The following is a 19,108-nucleotide window of genomic DNA, read 5'->3' as shown; positions in this document are numbered from 1 at the left end:
GAGTTCCCCGCGAACACGGAGCCCGTACGGGATCCGTGTGCGCGGCGGTGCCCGTTTCTGCAGGATTCCCGCTTCGCCCATCCCATCCGTCCAGACGGTCCCGAGGTCCTGATCGATGACAGCGCAGACCGCGCTACCGCGCCCGCGGACCGGGCGCCTGCGCATCCCGGCACGGCCGCGTGAGCAGCGTGCTCCGCTCGCGTACCTGGCGCGGGCCCTGGCGGTACCCCTGGTGGTCACCGTTCCGGTGGCCGTGTGGCTGGTCGTCGCCGCTCCCGGGTCGCTGCGGGTCCCCGCCGTGACCGGCGCGGCCGCGGGGATCCTCGCGCTGGTCGTGGCCGTGGCCGTGGCGGCGCAGGAGCGCTGGCGGGCACGGCGGCTGGCCGGGCAGCTCGACACCCTGCGGGCCGAGGCGGAACGTTTCGCCGATGAGGTGCTGCCCGCCGCCGTCCGGCGGATCACCGGCGGAGAGACCGTCGACCGCGTACTCACCGCCGTACGGGAGCCGCTGACCGGACCTCAGCGCCGCATGCTGACCCTGATCGCCGACCGCGTGGGCAGCAGCGAGTCGCGCCGCGCCGCGGCGATGGCCGTCGGGGCCAACGCCGCCGGGCGCATGCAGGCACTGGCCACCGGCATGCTGGCCGACCTGCGGCAGATGGAGCACCGCCACAGCGACCCGGCCGTACTGCACGACCTGCTGCACCTGGACCACCGCACCGCCCAGGCCGGCCGCCTCGCCGACAGCATCGCCGTGCTGACCGGGGCCCGTTCCGGACGCCGGTGGGCCAAGCCGATCCGCATGGAGTCGATCCTGCGCGGCGCCATGGGACGCATCGCCGGCTACCAGCGGGTGCGGCTCCACTCCACCAGCGAGGTCGCCGTCGTCGGCCACGCCGCCGAGGGTGTCATGCACGCGCTGGCCGAACTCATGGACAACGCCGCCAACTTCTCCCCGCCCACCGCCGAGGTCCACGTGTACGTGGAGGAGGTGCCCGCGGGCTCGGTCATCACCGTCGAGGACAGCGGACTGGTGATGGGCGAGGTCGCGCTGCGCCGGGCGCAGAGCGCCGTCGCCGCCGGGTCCGGGGACCTGACCGGCCTGTCCGGGACCAGGCTCGGCCTGACGGTCGTCGGCCGGCTGGCCCGCAAGCACGGCCTGACCATCTCCTTCCGGCCCTCGGCCCGGGGCGGCACCGGCGCCGTCATGATGATCCCGCAGGAACTGCTCACCGTCCCGCGCCCCGGCACGGACGCCGGCCCCGAAGCCGAGCCCCTCCTGCCCCCGGAGGCCCCGGCCGCCGCCCCGTCCGTCCCGGCCCCCGCCGCTCCGCCCGAAACGGGCCCAGAGGCCGGGCCCACGGCACCGGAGCTGGGCGAGAGCGGCCTGCCCAAGCGCCGCCGCGGTCAGACGCTGTCCGCCGCGGGCCACGACGGGCCCCACCACGACCGGCCCGCCGCACGTCCGAGTTCCGGCTCGGCCGGCCACGGAACGGCGGCCGAACGGGCCGCGAGGTTCAGCACCTTCCGCAGCGCGGTGCACGGCACCACCCCCGCCGCACCCGCACCCGACCACGAGTCCCCCGCGTCCGCGCCCGGCGCGGACCGCGACGAGCACAACGCGACGGCCCCATCCCCAGAAAGCGACGCGCGATGACCGCACCGGCCACCGGCCACACCAGTACGGACGAGCGGCTCAACTGGCTGCTGGAGAACCTGCTGGAGCGGACCCCGGGCGCCCGCCACGCCCTGGTCCTGTCCCGCGACGGGCTCAAGCTGTGCCGCACCCCCGAGCTCTCGGTCGACCAGGCCGACCAGCTCGCGGCGATCTCCGCCGGCATCCAGAGCCTGTCCCAGGGCGCGTCCATCGAGTTCGGCGACGGCAGCGGCGGCGTACGGCAGGCCATGGCCGAGTTCTACGGCGGGATCCTGTTCATCGTCGAGGCCGGCGACGGCGCCCACCTGGCGGTCGTCGCCGACGACGACGCCGAGGTCGGCCTGATCGGCCACAACATGCACGAGCTGGTCGAGCAGCTCGGCGAGCACCTCAGCGCGCCCCCGCGCGAGGTGCCCGGTGAGGACGGCGACGGCGCATGACACCCCGCCCGGGCCGGGAGGAGGACCCGGACCGGCTGTACACCCTGACGTCGGGTCGCAGCCGGCCCGTGTCCGACGCGTTCGACCTGGTGACCCTGGTGGTCGCCGAGTGCGATCCGGTCCCGGGGATGCAGTCCGAGCACGCGGCGATCCTGCGGATCTGCCGCCGGCCCACCGCCGTCGTCGAGCTCGCCGCCGACCTGGGGCTGCCGGTCGGCATCACCCAGGTGCTCCTGTGTGACCTGCTGGACACCGGCCGCATCAGCGCCCGGCACCCCCGTACCGTCCGGACGGCGGCTCAACTTCCGGACCCCGAGATCCTGGAGCAGGTGCTCGTTGGACTACGCAACCTCTGACCCCGGCCTCGTTCCCGGCCGGCCGGAGCCCCGGGCACCGCTCGACGCGAGCGCCGACAACGGGCTGAAGATCGTCATCACCGGCGGGTTCGGTGTCGGGAAGACGACCATGGTGCGCTCGGTCAGCGAGATCCGCCCGCTGAACACCGAGGAGACCATGACGCAGGCCGGTGCCGGGGTCGACGACCTCGCCGGTGTGGGGACCAAGTCCTCCACCACCGTGGCCTTCGACTTCGGCCGGATCAGTGTCAACGCGCGGACCGTGCTCTATCTGTTCGGCGCGCCCGGCCAGGAGCGGTTCTGGTTCCTTTGGGACCGGCTGTTCTCGGGCACGCTCGGTGCGGTGGTGCTCGTCGACACCCGCCGCCTGGACGACTCCTGGTACGCCATCGACCGCCTGGAGCACCACGGCACACCGTTCGTCGTGGCCCGCAACGACTTCGGCGGGCCCAAGCACACCGAGGAACAGGTCCGCGACGCGCTGTCGCTGGCGGACGGGGTGCCGCTGGTGGACTGCGACGCGCGGTCCCGGCAGTCCTCCAAGGACGTCCTCATCACCCTCGTCCAGCACCTGCAGACCCTGTCCGCCGCCCACCCGCGCGCCCGGGAGATGACCGCTCCGTGACCAGCCAGCCCACCGCGGCCGCCGGCACCGACCCGTTCGCCGGGGCGGTGCCGTTCAGCGGTCCGCGTTTCCATGTCGAACCCGCCGCCCTCTACCGGGAACTGCGCCGCGACCACGGCGCCCTGGCACCCGTGACGCTCGACGGCGGCATACCGGCCTGGCTCGTGCTGGGCTACCGGGAACTGCTGCACGTCACCGGCGACCCGGTGCTCTTCAGCCGCGACTCGGACCTGTGGAACCAGTGGGACCGCATCCCCGACGACTGGCCGCTGCTGCCCATGATCGGGCGCAAGCAGCCCTCGATCCTCTACACCGTGGGCGAACGCCACCGGCAGCGTGCCGCGATGATGGGCAACGCCATGGAGGCCATCGACGCGGTCGAACTGCGCCGCTACGCCGAGCGCTACGCCGACGCGCTCGTCGACACCTTCTGCGGCGGCGGCACGGCGGACATCCTCGACGAGTTCGCGATGCTGCTCCCGGTCCGCGTGCTCGCCCGGCTGTACGGCTTCCCCGAGGAGGAGGGGCCCCTCCTGGTGAAGGCGGTCAAGGACCTGGTCGACGGCGGCCCGGACGCCATCGCCGGTCAGACGCACGTCTACACCGCGATGACCGAACTGCTCGAGGCGAAGAAGGAGCAGCCGGGCGCGGACGTCGTGTCGCGGATGCTCGCCGACCGGTACGACTTCTCCGACGAGGAGATCGTGCAGGACCTGATGGTGATGACCGTGGCCGGGCACCAGCCCACCGCGGACTGGATCGGCAACTCGTTGCGGCTGATGCTCACCGACGACCGCTTCGCCGCCTCGTTCACCGGCGGCCGGCACAGCGTCGGGCAGGCCATGAACGAGGTGCTGTGGGAGGACACCCCCAGCCAGAACATCGCCGGGCGGTGGGCCAGCCGCGACACCCGGCTCGGCGGGCGCCAGATCGCCTCCGGCGACCTGCTCATCCTCGGCTTCGCCGCGGCCAACGCCGACCCCCAGGTCCACCTGGAGGCCGGGGCCTCCACCAACGGCAACAACGCGTGGTTCTCCTTCGGGCACGGCGAGCACCGCTGCCCGTTCCCGGCTCAGGAGATCGCCGAGGCCATCGCCCGCACCGGCATCGAGGTGCTGCTGGACCGGCTGCCCGACATCGAACTGGCGGTCGACCCCGCCGATCTCGTGCGCCGTCCGTCCCCCTGGCTGCGGGGCATGACCAAGCTCCCCGTGCGTTTCACACCCACCCCCGTGCTAGGAGAACTCTGATGGAATGCCCGGTCACCGGCCACCACGCGGCCTCCCCGATCGTGCTGGACCCGCTGGTGGGCGACCTCGTCGCCGAGAGCACCGCGCTGCGCGAGGCGGGCCCGCTGGCCGCGGTCGAACTCCCCGGCGGTGTGCCGGTGTGGGCCGTGACGCACCACGCCGAGGCCCGCGCGCTGCTGACCGACCCGCGGCTGGTGAAGGACATCGCCCACTGGGACGCCTTCACCCGCGGTGAGATACCCGCCGACTGGGCGCTGATCGGCCTGGCCAACCCGGGCCGCTCCATGCTCACCGTCGACGGCGCCGACCACCGCCGGATGCGCGCCCTGGTCGCCCAGGCGCTGACCCCGCGCCGCGTGGAGCAGATGCGGGCCCGGATCGAGGAGCTGACGGCCGGTCTCCTGGACCGCGTCGAGGAGGCCGCACGCGAGGGCGACGTACTCGACCTCAAGGCCACCTTCGCCTACCCGCTGCCGATGTACGTCGTGCAGGAGCTGATGGGCATCGACAAGGCCCACCTGCCCCGGCTGAAGGTGCTGTTCGAGAAGTTCTTCTCCACCCAGACCCCGCCCGCCGAGGTCCTCGCCACGCTCGGCGAGCTCGCGGCCCTCATGGCCAAGACCGTCGCCGACCGGCGCGCCGAGCCCGGCGACGACCTCACCAGCGCTCTGATCGCGGCCTCCGAGGACGGTGACCACCTCACCGACGAGGAGATCCAGAGCACCCTGCAGCTCATGATCGCCGCGGGGCACGAGACCACCATCTCCCTCATCGTGAACGCGGTCGTGAACCTGCTCACCCACCCCGACCAGCTCGCGCTGGTGCGGGAGGGCAAGGCGAGCTGGGAGTCGGTGGTGGAGGAGACCCTGCGCCACTCCACGCCCACCTCGCACGTGCTGATCCGCTTCGCCACCGAGGACGTCCCCGTCGGCGACAAGGTCATCGCCAAGGGCGAGGCGCTGATCGTCTCCTACGCGGCGATCGGCGGTGACGAGAAGCAGCACGGCCCGAGCGCCGGCGTCTTCGACATCACCCGCGACCACCCCATCCGCCACATCGCCTTCGGCCACGGCCCGCACGTGTGCCCCGGCGCCGCGCTGTCCCGGCTGGAGGCGGCGGTGGCGCTGCCCGCCCTGTTCGAGCGCTTCCCGAAGCTCGACCTGGCGGTCCCGGCGTCGGAGCTGCGCAACAAGCCCGTGGTCACGCAGAACGACCTGTACGAGCTGCCGGTCACCGTCAACTGACCTACCGTCGGTGTCCGGCACCTCCCCGCGCCGCTCGTGCCGGTGCGGGGAGGTGCCGGTCCGCTCCGGTGGCCGGCGTCCGGGCCGGTGGCGGACGCCTCGCCGCTTGGCGAGGGGTCTGGGCCACCGTCCCGCCGCAGGTCGGCTACGCGCTCACCGGAAGCGGCCGCTCGCTGCTCCACGTCGTCCGCGACCTGGCCGGCTGGGCCGATGCCCACGCCCAGGAGATCAGCCGGTCCCGCGTCGAGTACGACGCCACGAAGGACTGGGACCACCCACCCGGGGCCGTTCCGCCCCGCCGCTTCCGCCGGTCCCATCGGCCGGGCGGCCCGCGAGCACCCCGATGGGGATGCGAGCGTGCCGGACGGGTGACGGCCCCGCCCGTCCGGAGCACCGGACGGGCGGGGCCGTTCCCGTCACACGCCGATGTCGCGGCCGTCCTTGCGCCACACCACGACGACGGAGGGGCGGGGGATCCGCCGGCCGCCGTCGGGCCAGCGCGAGGACGGGTTCTCGTACGTGGAGCCGTCGGTCTCGCCGGGGTGCTGCACCGCGACCAGGACGCGCTGGTCCTGGACGATCGGGCCGCACGTCTCGGCGCCCTTGGGGACGCTCAGGAACTGCCGGACCTGACCGCGCTTGTCACCCTTGACCGCGACGCCGAAGAGGGCGTCGTGGGTGCCGAGGGTGCCCGGTGCGCCGTCGGTGGATATCCACAGGTTGCCGTGCGGATCGAACGCCACGTTGTCCGGGCACGAGATCGGGCTGACGTCGTCCTTCGGGAAGCCCGCGAAGTAGGTGGCGGGGTCGGACGGGTCGCCCGCGACCAGGAACAGCCGCCACGCGAAGCGGTCGGCGGCGGGGTCGTCGAAGGACTCCGCCAGCTCCAGCACATGCCCGTGCTTGTTGTTGTTCCGCGGGTTGGCCTCGTCGGCACCGGCGGAACCGGCCTTCCCGCGGTTGGTGTTGTTGGTCAGCGCCACGTAGACGCGACCGGTGCGCGGGCTCGGCTCGACGTCCTCGGGGCGGTCCATCTTCGTGGCTCCGGCCTTGTCCGCCGCCATGCGGGTGAAGAGGTAGACCTCCTCGGCGGTCATGCCCTCCACGAAGGAGGTGGTGCCGTCGGCCAGCTTGATCCACTCGCCGGAGCCGTCGAACTCGCCGTCCGAGGGCAGTTTCCCGTTGCCGTCGAACTCGGCGGCCGGGCTGTCGCCCGTCAGCCGGGCGACGTAGAGCGTGCCCTCGTCCAGGAGCGACAGGTTGTGCTCGCGGACCGCCCGTCCGGTGCCGTGCCGCATCGCCTTGCGCGCCACGAACTTGTACATGTAGTCAAAGCGCTCGTCGTCGCCCATGTAGACGACGGGGCGGCCGTCCTCGGTGAGGCGGGGCTGCGCGGCCTCGTGCTTGAAGCGGCCGAGCGCGGTGTGCTTGCGCGGCGTCGAGTCCGGGTCGAGCGGGTCGAGTTCCACGATCCAGCCGAAGCGGTTGACCTCGTTGGGCTCCTTGGCCAGGTCGAAGCGGTCGTCGAACCGCTCCCACTTGCGCTCGCTGGCCGCGCCGGCGATGCCGTAGCGCTTCAGCCGCTCCGCGGTGACCGGGTCGGTGACCGAGGCCGCGTTGCCGAAGTACTGGTTGAAGTTCTCCTCGCCGGACAGCACGGTGCCCCACGGGGTGGTGCCGCCGGCGCAGTTGTTGAGGGTGCCGAGGACCTTCGTGCCGGTGGGGTCGGCCTTGGTGCGCAGCAGGGGGCTGCCCGCGGCGGGGCCGGTCAGCCGGAAGGCGGTGCGGGTGTGGAGCCGGCGGTTCAGGCCGTGCCGGTTCACCGGGTACAGGCGGCCGGAGTGCCGCTCCTCCTCGACCACGACCACGCTGAGCCCGTGCGCGGCCCAGGCGATCTCGACCTGCTCGCGGGTGGGGTTCGCCGCGTCGTAGCCCGGGAACATGAGGATCTCGTCGGTGTACTCGTGGTTGGCGACGAGTACCTGACGGCCGCGCTCACCGGGCAGGTCGAACAGGTGCAGGAAGTCGTTGTTGTATCCGAACTGGCCGGCCTGCGCCGCGGCGGTCTGCCGCGCCTGGTCGAACGCGGGGGCGCCGCGCAGGATGGGGTCGCCCCAGCGGATCACGACACTCTGGGCATAGCCCTCGGGAACGACGACGGCGTCCACGGTGTTCGGCGAGACGGGCCGGAAGCGCAGGCCCTTGGCAGCGTCGGGGTCGGCGGTGCCGCCGTGGCCTCCATGGCCTCCGTGCGGCGGCTCGGGCGCGGCGGCGGCCACGTCGGTGCCGGACGTGACGGCTATGCCGCCCGCGGCGGCGGCCAGGGTGACCACGGCGCCGGTCCGCAGCACCGTGCGGCGGGAGAGCGCCTCGGCGACGACGTCGCCGAGGTAGGCGTTCCCGCTGGTGTTCGGGGCCTCGTGGGCGCAGGCGTCACCGCACTTGAACCGGCAGGTGAGCGCGGACCTGCCGCCGTCGTGACGGGGGAGCAGCGGAAGAAGTCTGTGCGGCCGCACAGTGCCTCCAAGTCTATGTTCCGGTATAGCGAGTACAAAGGGACGGTAAAGAGCCCTGTTCTCGCGGGGGTGGCCGGAACGTGAACCGCGCATGAACCGGTGAGCGCGGCAAGGGGTTCCCGTGCCCCGCGCGCCCGACGGACGCCGCCTCACCTCTGCGACGTCCCAACGGCGCGGCGGGCGGCGCGCGCGGCGCGTCACGCCGCCGGGATGGCCGCCGGCAGCGTCGGTTCCCAGGTGTCCACGGCGAAGTGGAGGGTCATGCCGTGCGTGGTGTACAGCCGCGGGGCCCCTGTGGGGTTGTCGGTGTCCACCCCGGCCTCGCGCCTCCTCGCGCACGCCCAGGCTCCGGATCCACGCCATGGCCGCGCGGTCGTCACGGGTCAGCGCCGCGCCCACGTCCCCGGCGCCCTCCAGCGAGGCGATCCACACCAGGGACCAGTCGATGCCCTGGCCGAGGTCGTCCAGCCACTGCCGGTAGGTGCGCCGCTGGTGGTCGAAGTGCTCCGCGGAGCTCTCCTGCAGGAGTTCGTGGGCGCGGCGGCGGTCGGCCTCCGCCGTGCAGTCGCGCGGTGTCAGTCCGGGCGGGAGTGCGGGGACGGGGTCCGCGGCGGCCGACAGCGGGCGGGTCAGCATGTGGGAGCGCCGTACGGTCCTCCAGCCGCGCCGTGCCAGGCGGGCCGTGTCCACGGTGGGCGCGGTGTCGAGGGCGAGATGGACGACGGCCCGCTCCGCGCCGTTCTCCGCGGCGCGTTCGGCGGCCCGGGCCTGGAGGAGATCCAGCAGCCGCTCGCCCGCCTCCTGGTGGGCGGGCGGGACGTAGTGGTCGACGTCGATGCGTTCGGCGCCGGACTCGTCCCAGAGCAGCCCGTAGGCGACGAGCGCGCCGTCCTCGAAGGCCGGCCAGGAGTTGCGCTCGAGGTCCGCCTCGGGATGGACCAGCGACGACTCGACCGTCGCCAGGTCGGTCTCCGGCCGCCCGGGCTCCATGACGTCGACGGCGTTGAGCAGGTCGCAGATGACGGGAGCGGCCTCGGGCGCGGCCGGCCGCACGGTGATGGGCCTGCCGCAACTCTCGGCACCGGCACCGGCTCCGCGCAAACGCTTTTCGCGGCGGAGCCGGTCCGGCCGGGAGGGTGCCCGCGTCAGGCGCCGGCGGCCTCGGTCGCCGGACGCTCTGCCTCAGCGGTGGCGTCGCCGTCGTTGTCGCGCTGGGCGGGGACGGTGACCTCCACGGCCTCGACGGCCGCTTCCGCCGGGTCGTCGTCCTCGTCGTCCTGGGCGGCCGGTGCGGCGGGGGTGGTGGGCACGGCGAGCGTGGCGGGCACGGCGGGTACGGCCGCCGCGGTCCCGATCGGCACGGCGGGTGTCATGACGTCGAGGTCGGCGGGTCGGCGGTCGCGGCGGACGTCGCCGACGATGAGGGCGACCACCGCCGCGGAACCGACGAACTCCAGCAGGCTCTGCGAGGTGTCCACGGCGGTCACGGGCATCGAGCCGACCGCGTAGCCCCACAGCTCCGTGAAGGCCGACGGCATCATGAAGAGCGAGAGACCCACCGAGAAGCCCGGGGCGGTGGGCCGCCGCCTGGCCGCGAGCAGCATGCCGGCCCCGCACAGCACGGTCAGGCAGACCCACTGGTACGGCGACGGAACGGCGAGGATGGCCCGGCCGCTTCCCTTGCCGACGATCAGGTCGGTGAGCACACTCGGGCCGACCTGAAAGGCCGTCACCGCGTTCCGGCCGATGTAGAAGACGTTGAGCACCGCGAGCAGCAGGCCGGAGGCGGTGGCCGTCACCTTCACCGGGCGGACGCCGCCGGTCACCGCGTTCGAGGCGGCGGCCTCGTACTCCATGTGCCGTGCCAGCAGGAGGAGCCCGCCCAGGACGAGGCAGAGGACCACCGCGAGGACGGCGGTGCTGCCCACCGCGTTCAGCGAGGCGCCCTTCAGGGTGCCGAACCACGGGTCGGAGGGGGAGTCGAGCAGCAGGTACCAGACCGCCGGGAGGCGGAAGCCGAGGGTCACCGTGCACGAGGTCATCAGCAGGCCGCCGGCGCCGCGGGTGCGGAACAGGGCCGCCAGACCGGCGCAGAGCTGCAGCGCCGCGAGGCCGAGGTCGAGCGACGAGGTCGCCGACAGCCCCGGCACCCACCCCGTGGTCCACAGCGACCAGGCGCCGGGCAGACCGCGGACAACGATGTCGTAGAGCAGCCAGAACGCCGTCTGGGCGAACAGCGCGAGGCTGAGCAAGGCCACGGCTATCCGCACTTGGTTGATCGACATCCCCGGACGGTTCATGGCGCGCTGTCCCCTCGACGGCCAAACGTGGTTGAGTTCACAACATTCCCAATGACGGTGCAGAGCATAAACGGTCACCCACGTGCCCGCGCCAATCCGCCCCCGGGGTTCCGGCCTTGCGGAACCGTACGGGAACGGTGAGTCAACGGAAAATGAATGACGTCCCGTCAGGTGCAGTCGTCCGGACTGTCCGGAGGTCGAGTCCGTAACGAACAGGCGCATTGCGAAGGGGAGTTGGGCCGCGCGCTGACAACGCGGGCGGTCGTGGACGCCGCCCCGTGACACGCTCGGGCACCGGCGGAACCGACCGGGGCGCGGCACTGTCGGCGCCTCGTGATGGGATGCCGGGGAACGTCACAGCCGCAGCCCGCAGGGAGAACACGCCGATGCCTCCGTACCCTTCGCTGACCCACGCCCTCGTGGCGGCCCTCGTGGACCTGACCTGGTTCGTGGAGGACGCGGACGACGAGCGCATGGACCAGGACGAGGCATTGAAGGCCCTGGAGGGCGTGGCCGCCGTGGTCGACCGGATGACGGAGGGCCAGCGGGACGGGTTCCTCGAAGTGCTGGCCGCGATGACGGCCGCCGAGACCGATCCCGGGCGCCGCGCGTTCCTGGAGGACTTCCCGGAGGACTTCGGCGTCGTGGACTAGCCGGCCCGGCTCAGCCCCGGGACAGCCGCGGGTCGAGGAGGCGGTGCAGCCGGTGGGCGACGGGACGGAAGCCGCGGCGCGGCCAGAACGCGGACGAGAGCGGGTTCGCCGCCCGCCAGTCCGTCACGCACACCCGGAAGCCGTTCCGGGCCGCGTCCGCGAGGGCGTGCTCGGTGAGCCGGCGCCCCACACCGCCGCCCCGGTACCCGGGCGCGGTCGCGGCGAGGAGCAGTTCGACCGAGCCGCGCGGCGCGGTCAGCGAGACCTCGTCGTCGGGCACGGGCCGCATGACGCAGAAGCCCCTCACCCCCTCCGGCCCTTCGGCCAGCCAGTAGGACACGGCGGGGTCCTCCAACAGCTCCAAGTGGCCCGGCCGCAGGCCCTCGTGGAAGGACGGCTCGATGAAGGCGAAGACCGGCGGGGCCGTGTGCGCGTCGGCGACCAGGCGGAACAGCGGCTCCAGCGCGGCGAGGTCCGAAGGCCGGGCGGCCCGCACGTCGTCGTGGAAGCCCGCCGCCCCCGCCGTCAGGTCCGTCACCGCGTGGACCTGCTCGTAGGCGAAGCACTGCGACAGCCAGACCGGCAGGTCGTGCGCGGCCGCGACGGCGTAGTGGTGCAGGCGCCCCTCGCCGAGCCATGGACCCGACAGGTCCGCGTACAGGCCACGCAGGACGTCCCCGTCGTGCGTAGCGTAGTGCCCGGGCCCCGTCCACACATGGCGTCCGCGCACGTCGTCGCCGGGCACGGCGATCAGGTACCCGGCGAGTGCGCCGTCCGCCGTCTCCGCGACCGCGCCGCGCGCGCCCCGCTCCCAGGCGTCCCGCAGGAGGGCCGCGCAGACCGCCGGTTCGGCGAAACCGGGGTCGAGCGCCGCTTCCCCGGCGCGGTCGCGGCGGTGGCGGGCGGCGAGGAGGCCCGCCGCTCCATCGACGTCGGAGGCCTCGAACGGCCTGGTCGTCGGCGCTTTCACCAGGGATGCCTGCTTTCCGGGGTCAGCCCTTGCGGGCCTCGATCAGATAGCGCTGCGAGTAGGCCACGAAGGGCCCGTGCCGTTCCATGAAGCCGTACAGCTCCGCGAGGCGCTCGCGGTAGGCGTCCACGGAGAAGCCCGGCACGATCCAGATGACCTTGCGCAGGAAGTGGACCACGGCGGCGATGTCGTGGAACTCCATGCGCAGCGCCTCCTGGCGCAGGTCCACGACCTCCAGGCCCGCTGCCTCGGCGCGGGCGGTGGCCTCCACCCCGCTGGAGCCGGCCGTGGTCGTGAAGGGGTCCGGCGTGTGCGTGGCGAGGGGGCGGGGCCCCATCAGGTAGTCCGTCAGCTCCCGCACCGAGCCCGCGCCGACCTGCTGCGACAGGTAGGTGCCGCCGGGACGCAGCACCCGGCGCACCTCGTCCCAGCGGGTCACCACCGGATGCCGGCTGACGACGAGGTCGAAGCGGCCGTCGGGGAAGGGGAGGTCGGCGGTGTCCTCGGCCCGGACGACCGTGGCGCCGAAGGGTTCCAGATTGCGGCGGGCGATCTCCAGGTTGGGCGCCCATGACTCCGTCGCCGCGACGACCGGCGGGGCGAAGGGCACGGTCGCCAGGACCTCCCCGCCGCCGGTCTGGACGTCGAGGAGGGCCTCGGACCGGGCGGCCCGGTCCGCGAGGAGCCGGGCGTAACCCCAGGACGGGCGCTGCTCGGTGGCGCGGCCGGTGAACCAGGAGAAGTCCCAGCCCTCGGTCGGAACGGCCTCCCCTTCGGCGAGGAGGTCTCGGAACGTGGACATGGGCGCGAGGATGGCAGACGCCCCCGGCGGGGCGCATCCGGATTACGCCGGTCCCGGCGCCGCCCCGCGTGCGCTCTTGCGGGGCCGTCCCACGTGGTCCCGCCCCGCGTCGGGCCGTCAGCAGCCGGTCGCGAGAGGGGTGAAGGACATCCGGGTGCCCTCTTCCGCGTCGACGGCCCTGCCGTAGGTGGCGGAGTCGACCTTGTACCAGACGTCGTCCCGGGTGCGGTCGCCGCCGAGGTCGTCCAGTTCGACGCACCAGCGTTCCGCCGACACCACGCGTGTGTAGGACTCGGTGCCCTGCTGCACCTTCCGGCAGTCCTTGTAGTGCTCGGTCGTGTACCACGTCCGGGTCGACTTGCGCTTCCCGGAACCGCTCGAGGACGTGTGCCGCACCCGCCGGGTGCGGTCGGTGCACCGCTGCACCATGTGCGGGCGCCGCCCCGTGGTCGTCCTGCGCGCCACGTGCCGGTGGTCGTCCAGTGCTCCGGTGACGGCCGGTTCCGCCTTCGCGACCGGGGTACGGGTGTCCGCGGAAGCGGTGGCCGACGGTCCGGATCCGGCGACGGCAACGGTGTCCGGGCTCCCGCAGGCACCCAGCAGCGCGGCCAGGAGCGCGGCGGTCACGGCGGCGGGGTACGGGCGGCGGTGTCTGTGCACTGCTCTCCTCGATGGACGTGATGGTGACGGCGAAGGTGAAGGTGAACGGTGTCCCGGGCGGTCGGTGCCCACCCGGATCATGACGCGATGCGGACGGACCGGGTTCCCGCGTCGCGCGCCCGAGTGTGCCGCGCCCTGACGTAACCTGCCCGTTCCTGGCGTCCGATGGCCGAACGCTGGGTAGGAACCGGGACGGGGATGGCTGGAAGTCGTAGTCCTTGCCCGGGCCGCCGACGGCCCGGGAAGGGGGGATCTCGGTGGGTAAGACGTCTGCGTTCGTCCGTGCCGACGGCCCGGGGGGACGGGCCTCGCACAGCGGGACCGTACGGGAGCGGGCCGGGGGGCCCGTCCGCGTACCGGGCCCGTCGCTGCTCAATCCCGGTCTGCCGCAGGTGGAGCCGCAGGTCATGGCCTGGGCACGGCGCGCCGGTCTGCTGTCCGCGCTGACCTCGGGTCAGGCAGGCCGGGAGCGGCAGGCCGCCATGGCCGCGCACGTGTGGCCGTGGGCGGCCCCGGAACGCCTGGCGGAGCTGGCCCGGCTCACGCTGTGGATGTTCGCCGTCGACGACGACAGCGACGCGGGCCCGGCCCACGGGACCGGAGCGGAACTCGAGGCCATGGCGCACGCCGTCGGCGGCTGGGCGCGCGCCGTTCCCGCGTCGGCGCCACCGGCCGTCCGCGTCCTGGACGAGGTGGTGCCGCGGGTGACCGGAGTCATGGGGCCCGCCTGGGGCGACCGTTTCCGCCGCCACCTCGTCGCGTGGATCCGCACCAACCAGGACATGCTCCGGTTCCGCGGCGGCCACGAGGTGCCCACCCCCGAGGCCTACATCGCCTGGCGGCGGGTCTCCGGAGCCACCGGGTGGTGCTTCGACCTCATCGAGTACGCCCAGGAGTCGGAACTTCCCGCGGCGGTCTGGTACTCGCCGGCCTGCCGTGCGCTGCGGGAGGCCGCCGCCGACGTCATCGGCTGGACCAACGATCTGTTCTCGGTGGAGAAGGAGCTGCGCTCCGGCGAGACCACCAACCTGGTCCTCGTCCTGCGCCACCACCACGCTCTGACGCTGGACGAGGCCGTCGACGAGACACGGCTGTGGCACGCCCACCGTGTCGCCGCCCTGCGCACCGCGACACGCGACCTTTACGCCGCTGCCCTCGCGGCCGACCTGACCCCGGCGCAGCTCTCTGCGGTCTGCCAGTACGCGGACGGCATCCACGCCTGGGCCCGCGGATTCCTCGACTTCTCACGGGACTCGGCCCGTTACGGCGCCTCCGGGGGATAGCCGGCGCCCCCGGACGCGCGGCGGCGCTGTTCGGCGCTCTGACGCGACCGCCGCGACGCTGCCCACTGCCGTGGACCTGCTGGGGATCCCCGGCCAGGACCGCGCCCGCGTCCTCGGCGACGACCACTGCTCCACCATCAGCGGCCCTGGCGCCCGGACCTGTTCGGCCGGCGCGGCGGGCGGCTCCCCGCCCGCCGCGCCGGGCGCTTCGTCAGTCGCGGGTCACGTGCCCGTCGACCAGCCGCCACAGCCCCAGCGGGTTGTCGGGGGCCAGCGCCTCCGGGAGCAGCGCGTCCGGGAAACCCTGGTAGGTCACGGGTCGCAGGAAGCGCTCGATCGAGCTCATGCCGACGGAGGTGAAACGGCTGTCCGTGGTGGCCGGGAACGGACCGCCGTGGATGGTGGCGTGGCCGACCTCCTGCGGGTGGGCGAAGGCGTTCACCACGATCCGGCCGGTACGGCGCTCCAGGACCGGCAGCAGGCGGGCGGCCTGCGGGTGGTCCGCGTCATCGAGGTGCATCGTCGCCGACAGCTGGCCGCGGAAGCTCCGGGCCACCTCGGTCATCTGCTCCACGCCGGTCAGCCGGACGAGCAGCGCGGCCGGCCCGAAGACCTCGTCGGCCAGGGTGGGTTCGGCCAGGAACCGGTCGCCGTCGACCTCGAGGAGCTGCGCGCGGCCCTCGAACGCGCCCTCCGGCTCCGGGCCCACCGCCACGGTCGCGGCACCCGCGTCGCGCAGGCGCTGCGCCCCGCGGCCGTAGGCGTCGTGGATGCCGGGGGTGAGCATCGTCCGGGCGCCCATGGCGCCGACCCGTGCCGCGGCCGCCTCGCGCATCGCGGTGTACCCCGGGCCGTCGACGGCGAGCAGCACGGCCGGCTTCAGGCAGGCCTGGCCGACGTTGACGAGCATGCGCTCGGCGAAACCGTCGCCGATCTCGCCACCGCGTGCGGCCAGCGCGGCCGGCAGGACGAAGGTCGGGTTGACGCTCGTCATCTCGGCGAAGACCGGGATCGGGTCGGGACGCAGTTGCGCCCGCCGGTACAGGGCCATACCGCCGCCCTCGGAGCCGGTGAAGGTGACCGCCTTGACCAGCGGGTGGTCCACCAGGGCCTCGCCGATCGCGTTGCCGGCCCCCCGGAGCATCGAGAACACGCCCTCGTGCAGCCCGGAGTCGGCGACGGCGCCCTGGATGACGCGCCCCTGCAGCTCCGAGGCGCCGGGGTGGGCGTTGTGCGCCTTGAGGATCACCGGGCAGCCCGCCGCGAGCGCGGCGGCGGTGTCGCCGCCCGCGACCGAGTACGAGATCGGGAAGTTGCTCGCGCCGAACACGGCCACCGGTCCGATCGCGATCTTCTGCATGCGGTGGTCCATACGCGGCCTCGGGAGCCGCTGCGGCTGGGCCGGGTCGACGGCGGCCTGCCGGAACCGGCCCTGCCTGACGACCTCGGCGAACTGCCTGAACTGCCCGGCGGACTTGACCGCCTCGGCCTCCAGCTGCGCGACCGGCAGGCCCGTCTCCAGGGCCGCCCGCTCGGCCAGTTCGCCCTTGACCGCCTCCAGCCGCTCCGCGATCAGCTCGAGGAACGCGGCGCGTTCCTCGAGACCGGTGCGGTTGTAGGTGTCGTAGGCCTCGTCGGCCAGACGCGCGGCGCGGTCCACCTCGGCGGCACCGCCGAGCGCGAACTCCGGCCCGACCAGCTCGCCGGTCGCCGGGTCGAGTGCCTTCATCGTGCCTTCGGACGCGGGGACGGACGTCGCGCCTATCAGCATCTCTCCGGTCAGTCGCATGTCAGTGGTCTCCGTTCTCCAGCGTCTTCACCAGGTCGGCGGTGGTGGTGATGGAGTGGGCGTACGTGGGGCCGTTGAGCTCGTGGGCGGCGTGCATCATCTCGGGGCGGTAGGCCGCGGTGGCGTCGCGGACGAGCGTCACGTGGTAGCCGAGTTCCATGGCGTAGCGGCCGGTGGACTCGATGCAGGTGTTGGCGAGCAGCCCGATGACGATCACATGCGTGATGCCCTGCTGCTTGAGCCGGAAGTCCAGGTCGGTGTTGGCGAAACCGCTCTGCGACCAGTGCTCCTGGATGACCACGTCACCGTCGGCGGGCCGGAAGTCGGGGTGGAACTCGCCGCCCCAGGTGCCGAGGGCGAAGGTGTGCCGCTCCTGGATGATGCGGTGCGTCGGGTTGGGGTGCTCCCAGCCCTCGTAGTCACCCTCCTGCCAGCGGCGGTGGGGGACGAAGAAGACCTTCTGGCCCGCCGCGCGCCCGGCGCCGACGACGGCGCGGAGGTTGTCGAGCAGGCCCACCTCGGTGGCGACGGGCTCGAGCGCGGGCCAGACCTTCCCGCCCTCGGACAGGAAGTCGTTGTAGGGGTCGACCAGCAGGATCGCCGTGCGCGTGGGGTCGTAGGTGTCGGTCATGACGCGTCCTTTCCCAATCTGGATTATTTACATCATCCTCATTCAGGATTACTCTCGTCATCCTGAAAGTCAAGGAACGAATGCGAGGTAGCGAGATGGCCCCTGACGAACTCCGTGAATCCCTGATCGGCGCCTGGCGTCTGGTGTCCTACGCGGCCACCGACGTCGCCACCGGCGACGTCGTCGAGCCCTTCGGGCCGCGGCCCCGGGGGCTCATCACCTATGGCCCCGACGGCCACATGTCGGCCCAGATCATGAGGGTCGGACGGCCGGACTTCCGTCACGGGCGGCTCGAGGAAGGGCTGTCCGAGGAACTGGCCGCGGCGGCCGCGGGCTATCTCGCGTACGCGGGCACCTTCGAGGTCCCGACGGAGGACATGGTCGTGCACCGGGTCGAACTGAGCCTGTTCCCCAACTGGGTGGGCGGTTCGCAGACGCGGATCGCCGAACTGGACGGGCGCAGGCTCCGGCTGAGCCTTCCCGGCGCAGCCAGGATCTGGGGTGCGCTCCGCACCGGCGTCCTGACCTGGGAGCGCGCGGGGCGCTAGAGGCTGCCGTGCGTGCCCCCGCGGAGCGCGGGCCCTACGGCCCGTGCTCCGCGGGGGTTCGCTACCCCCGTACGGCGGGCGCTGGGGTTTCGGTGGCGGTCTCGGTTTCCGCGTCGGTACGGCCGGGTCCGGCGCCGTCGTCCCGCCGGGCGCCCCTCCCGCTGCCGCCGTTCCGGGCGCGCAGGCCGTGCCAGGCGAGCGTCAGGCCCGCGAGGAGCAGGAAGCCGAGGCCGCCCGCCACCACGCCGTGCCAGCCGGAGGCCGAGAAGAGTACGCCCGCGACGCCCGAACCGACGGCGCCGCCACCGAAGACGGCGAACATGTACACCGTGTTGAGGCGGCCCCGGATCCCCGGCACCGCGGTGAAGATGCGGGCCTGGTTGGCGATCTGGCCGCTGGTCACCCCGTAACCGAGGAGGTTGCAGCCGACGGCGAGGACGACGAGCGATCGGCCCGCGACCGCGAAGAGCGCGAAGGCCGCCACCGCCGCGACGACGGAGAGTGTGTTGACCGCCAGCGGCCCCCACCGGTCGGTCAGCCGGCCCGAGTAGCGGGCGGCCAGCGCGCCCGGCACGCTGCACAGGCCGAAGAGGCCGACCACCGCCGGGCCGAGACCGATCGGCGGCGCGGTGAGGTGGAAGGCGAGCGTGGACCAGAAGGCGGAGAAGGAGGCGAAGACCGTCGCCCCCAGCGCGGCCGACAGGCGCAACGGGGCGTGGTCCACCAGCAGTCGGGGGAGCGAGGCCAGCAACCGCCCGTAACCCCCCGAGGCCTCGGCTCCGGCGGGCCGCCCGGCCGGCATGTAGCGGGGAAGGACCAGCAGCAGCGCCGCCGTGGCCGCCGCGGCGACCAGGAAGCCCGCCCGCCAGGTGCCCGCGGCCTGGGCGATGAGCCCGGAGGCGGTGCGGGAGAGCAGGGCGCCCATCGTCAGGCCCGTGCCGACCGCCCCCAGGACCCGTCCGGCCTGGCCGGGCGCGGCCATGGACGCGACCGTCGGCATGATCACCTGCGGGAGCACGGTGCTCGCCGAGAGCACGAGGGTCGCCATGCCCAGCAGCGCGACGGAGGGCGCCGCGGCGCCCGCCAGCAGCGCTACGGCGGTCACCGCCAGCAGGACTCGGGACAGCCGGCGCAGCCGGGCCCGGTCCGCGAGCGGTACGACGGCCACGATGCCCAGCGCGTAGCCGATCTGCCCCGCCGTGGCCACGAGCCCGGCGGCGGAGGCGGAGATGCCGAATCCGCGGGCGATCTGGTCGAGGAGGGGCTGGGTGAAGTAGATGTTGGCGACCGTGATCGCCGTCGCCGTGGCGAAGACGGGGAGGGTTCCCCGCTTGACGTCCGGCCGGGTTGCTGCGGTGGTCATGGGTCCTCGCGGAGGGGTCGC

The 19,108-nt window shown here is 73.4% G+C and carries 17 protein-coding genes; 9 read left to right on the top strand and 8 right to left on the bottom strand.

Translation table 11 applies throughout. The annotated features are described in order from the left end of the window. Positions 1-115 precede the first annotated feature (115 nt). Genes B085_RS41585 through B085_RS0107025 form a run of 6 tightly spaced genes read left to right on the top strand, consistent with a single transcriptional unit; the run spans position 116 to position 5,572 of the window. Positions 116-1,657 (top strand): sensor histidine kinase, encoded by a 1,542-nt coding sequence (locus tag B085_RS41585; RefSeq protein WP_018557866.1) that lies wholly within the window; start codon positions 116-118, stop codon positions 1,655-1,657. After that, positions 1,654-2,097 (top strand): roadblock/LC7 domain-containing protein, encoded by a 444-nt coding sequence (locus tag B085_RS0107045; RefSeq protein ID WP_018557865.1) that lies wholly within the window; start codon positions 1,654-1,656, stop codon positions 2,095-2,097. The genes B085_RS41585 and B085_RS0107045 overlap by 4 nt, the downstream gene beginning before the upstream one ends. Beyond that, on the top strand, positions 2,094-2,453 hold the full coding sequence (locus B085_RS0107040; protein WP_018557864.1) for a DUF742 domain-containing protein: 360 nt from the start codon (positions 2,094-2,096) through the stop codon (positions 2,451-2,453). Before B085_RS0107045 ends, B085_RS0107040 begins: the two co-directional genes overlap by 4 nt. After that, positions 2,434-3,078: a GTP-binding protein gene (locus tag B085_RS41580; protein WP_018557863.1), complete on the top strand. Its 645-nt coding sequence runs from the start codon at positions 2,434-2,436 to the stop codon at positions 3,076-3,078. The genes B085_RS0107040 and B085_RS41580 overlap by 20 nt, the downstream gene beginning before the upstream one ends. Continuing rightward, positions 3,075-4,328 (top strand): cytochrome P450, encoded by a 1,254-nt coding sequence (locus B085_RS0107030; RefSeq protein ID WP_018557862.1) that lies wholly within the window; start codon positions 3,075-3,077, stop codon positions 4,326-4,328. The genes B085_RS41580 and B085_RS0107030 overlap by 4 nt, the downstream gene beginning before the upstream one ends. After that, on the top strand, positions 4,328-5,572 hold the full coding sequence (locus tag B085_RS0107025; protein ID WP_018557861.1) for a cytochrome P450 family protein: 1,245 nt from the start codon (positions 4,328-4,330) through the stop codon (positions 5,570-5,572). The genes B085_RS0107030 and B085_RS0107025 overlap by 1 nt, the downstream gene beginning before the upstream one ends. 416 nt (positions 5,573-5,988) lie before the next feature. Here the strand turns inward: B085_RS0107025 and B085_RS0107020 are convergent, their stop codons facing one another. Next, a complete protein-coding gene (locus tag B085_RS0107020) occupies positions 5,989-8,088 on the bottom strand; it encodes a PhoX family protein (RefSeq protein WP_026250758.1) in 2,100 nt (699 codons plus the stop codon). A 1,145-nt stretch (positions 8,089-9,233) separates the two neighbouring features. Further along, complete coding sequence (locus tag B085_RS0107015) at positions 9,234-10,373, bottom strand: hypothetical protein (RefSeq protein WP_018557859.1); 1,140 nt, start codon at positions 10,371-10,373, stop codon at positions 9,234-9,236. A 401-nt stretch (positions 10,374-10,774) separates the two neighbouring features. Between B085_RS0107015 and B085_RS0107010 the strand changes: the two genes are divergently transcribed. Continuing rightward, the gene (locus B085_RS0107010; protein ID WP_018557858.1) at positions 10,775-11,041 is read left to right on the top strand and encodes a hypothetical protein; all 267 of its coding nucleotides are present in this window, start codon (positions 10,775-10,777) and stop codon (positions 11,039-11,041) included. Positions 11,042-11,051: 10 nt separating this feature from the next. Here B085_RS0107010 and B085_RS0107005 read toward each other — a convergent pair whose 3' ends face one another. The 3 genes from B085_RS0107005 to B085_RS0106995 form a co-directional block, all read right to left on the bottom strand. Next, positions 11,052-12,011: a GNAT family N-acetyltransferase gene (locus tag B085_RS0107005; protein WP_018557857.1), complete on the bottom strand. Its 960-nt coding sequence runs from the start codon at positions 12,009-12,011 to the stop codon at positions 11,052-11,054. A gap of 22 nt (positions 12,012-12,033) precedes the next feature. Continuing rightward, a complete protein-coding gene (locus B085_RS0107000; protein ID WP_018557856.1) occupies positions 12,034-12,813 on the bottom strand; it encodes a class I SAM-dependent methyltransferase in 780 nt (259 codons plus the stop codon). A 117-nt stretch (positions 12,814-12,930) separates the two neighbouring features. After that, entirely contained in the window at positions 12,931-13,440 is a 510-nt protein-coding gene (locus B085_RS0106995; protein WP_026250757.1) for a hypothetical protein, read from the bottom strand. Positions 13,441-13,730: 290 nt separating this feature from the next. On the opposite strand from B085_RS0106995, the gene B085_RS0106990 reads away from it, so the two are divergent. After that, the gene (locus B085_RS0106990; protein ID WP_158689676.1) at positions 13,731-14,756 is read left to right on the top strand and encodes a terpene synthase family protein; all 1,026 of its coding nucleotides are present in this window, start codon (positions 13,731-13,733) and stop codon (positions 14,754-14,756) included. 211 nt (positions 14,757-14,967) lie between these two features. Here the strand turns inward: B085_RS0106990 and B085_RS0106985 are convergent, their stop codons facing one another. Together B085_RS0106985 and B085_RS0106980 are read right to left on the bottom strand one after the other, a co-directional pair. Next, positions 14,968-16,545 (bottom strand): aldehyde dehydrogenase (NADP(+)), encoded by a 1,578-nt coding sequence (locus tag B085_RS0106985; protein WP_018557853.1) that lies wholly within the window; start codon positions 16,543-16,545, stop codon positions 14,968-14,970. Position 16,546: 1 nt separating this feature from the next. Then, on the bottom strand, positions 16,547-17,176 hold the full coding sequence (locus tag B085_RS0106980; RefSeq protein WP_018557852.1) for an isochorismatase family cysteine hydrolase: 630 nt from the start codon (positions 17,174-17,176) through the stop codon (positions 16,547-16,549). A gap of 95 nt (positions 17,177-17,271) precedes the next feature. Here B085_RS0106980 and B085_RS0106975 point away from each other — a divergent pair, with 95 nt between their 5' ends. Next, complete coding sequence (locus B085_RS0106975) at positions 17,272-17,724, top strand: lipocalin-like domain-containing protein (RefSeq protein WP_018557851.1); 453 nt, start codon at positions 17,272-17,274, stop codon at positions 17,722-17,724. A 61-nt stretch (positions 17,725-17,785) separates the two neighbouring features. Here B085_RS0106975 and B085_RS0106970 read toward each other — a convergent pair whose 3' ends face one another. Beyond that, positions 17,786-19,087 carry an MFS transporter gene (locus B085_RS0106970; RefSeq protein ID WP_018557850.1) on the bottom strand — a complete coding sequence of 434 codons (1,302 nt, stop codon included), beginning with the start codon at positions 19,085-19,087 and terminating at the stop codon, positions 17,786-17,788. Positions 19,088-19,108 lie beyond the last annotated feature (21 nt).

The sequence above is a fragment of the Streptomyces sp. BoleA5 genome (assembly GCF_000373665.1).
Lineage (GTDB): Bacteria > Actinomycetota > Actinomycetes > Streptomycetales > Streptomycetaceae > Actinacidiphila.
Note: the sequence above shows the minus strand (reverse complement) of the source record. Positions and strands in the feature narration are given on the sequence as shown.

Coding starts and splice junctions, on each gene's coding strand:
- B085_RS0106985 (WP_018557853.1), bottom strand. CDS start 16,545: ATGCGACTGACCGGAGAGATGCTGATAGGCGCGACGTCCGTCCCCGCG.
- B085_RS0106980 (WP_018557852.1), bottom strand. CDS start 17,176: ATGACCGACACCTACGACCCCACGCGCACGGCGATCCTGCTGGTCGAC.
- B085_RS0107000 (WP_018557856.1), bottom strand. CDS start 12,813: ATGTCCACGTTCCGAGACCTCCTCGCCGAAGGGGAGGCCGTTCCGACC.
- B085_RS0106970 (WP_018557850.1), bottom strand. CDS start 19,087: ATGACCACCGCAGCAACCCGGCCGGACGTCAAGCGGGGAACCCTCCCC.
- B085_RS0107045 (WP_018557865.1), top strand. CDS start 1,654: ATGACCGCACCGGCCACCGGCCACACCAGTACGGACGAGCGGCTCAAC.
- B085_RS41585 (WP_018557866.1), top strand. CDS start 116: ATGACAGCGCAGACCGCGCTACCGCGCCCGCGGACCGGGCGCCTGCGC.
- B085_RS0107040 (WP_018557864.1), top strand. CDS start 2,094: ATGACACCCCGCCCGGGCCGGGAGGAGGACCCGGACCGGCTGTACACC.
- B085_RS0107025 (WP_018557861.1), top strand. CDS start 4,328: ATGGAATGCCCGGTCACCGGCCACCACGCGGCCTCCCCGATCGTGCTG.
- B085_RS0106975 (WP_018557851.1), top strand. CDS start 17,272: ATGGCCCCTGACGAACTCCGTGAATCCCTGATCGGCGCCTGGCGTCTG.
- B085_RS0107015 (WP_018557859.1), bottom strand. CDS start 10,373: ATGTCGATCAACCAAGTGCGGATAGCCGTGGCCTTGCTCAGCCTCGCG.
- B085_RS0107010 (WP_018557858.1), top strand. CDS start 10,775: ATGCCTCCGTACCCTTCGCTGACCCACGCCCTCGTGGCGGCCCTCGTG.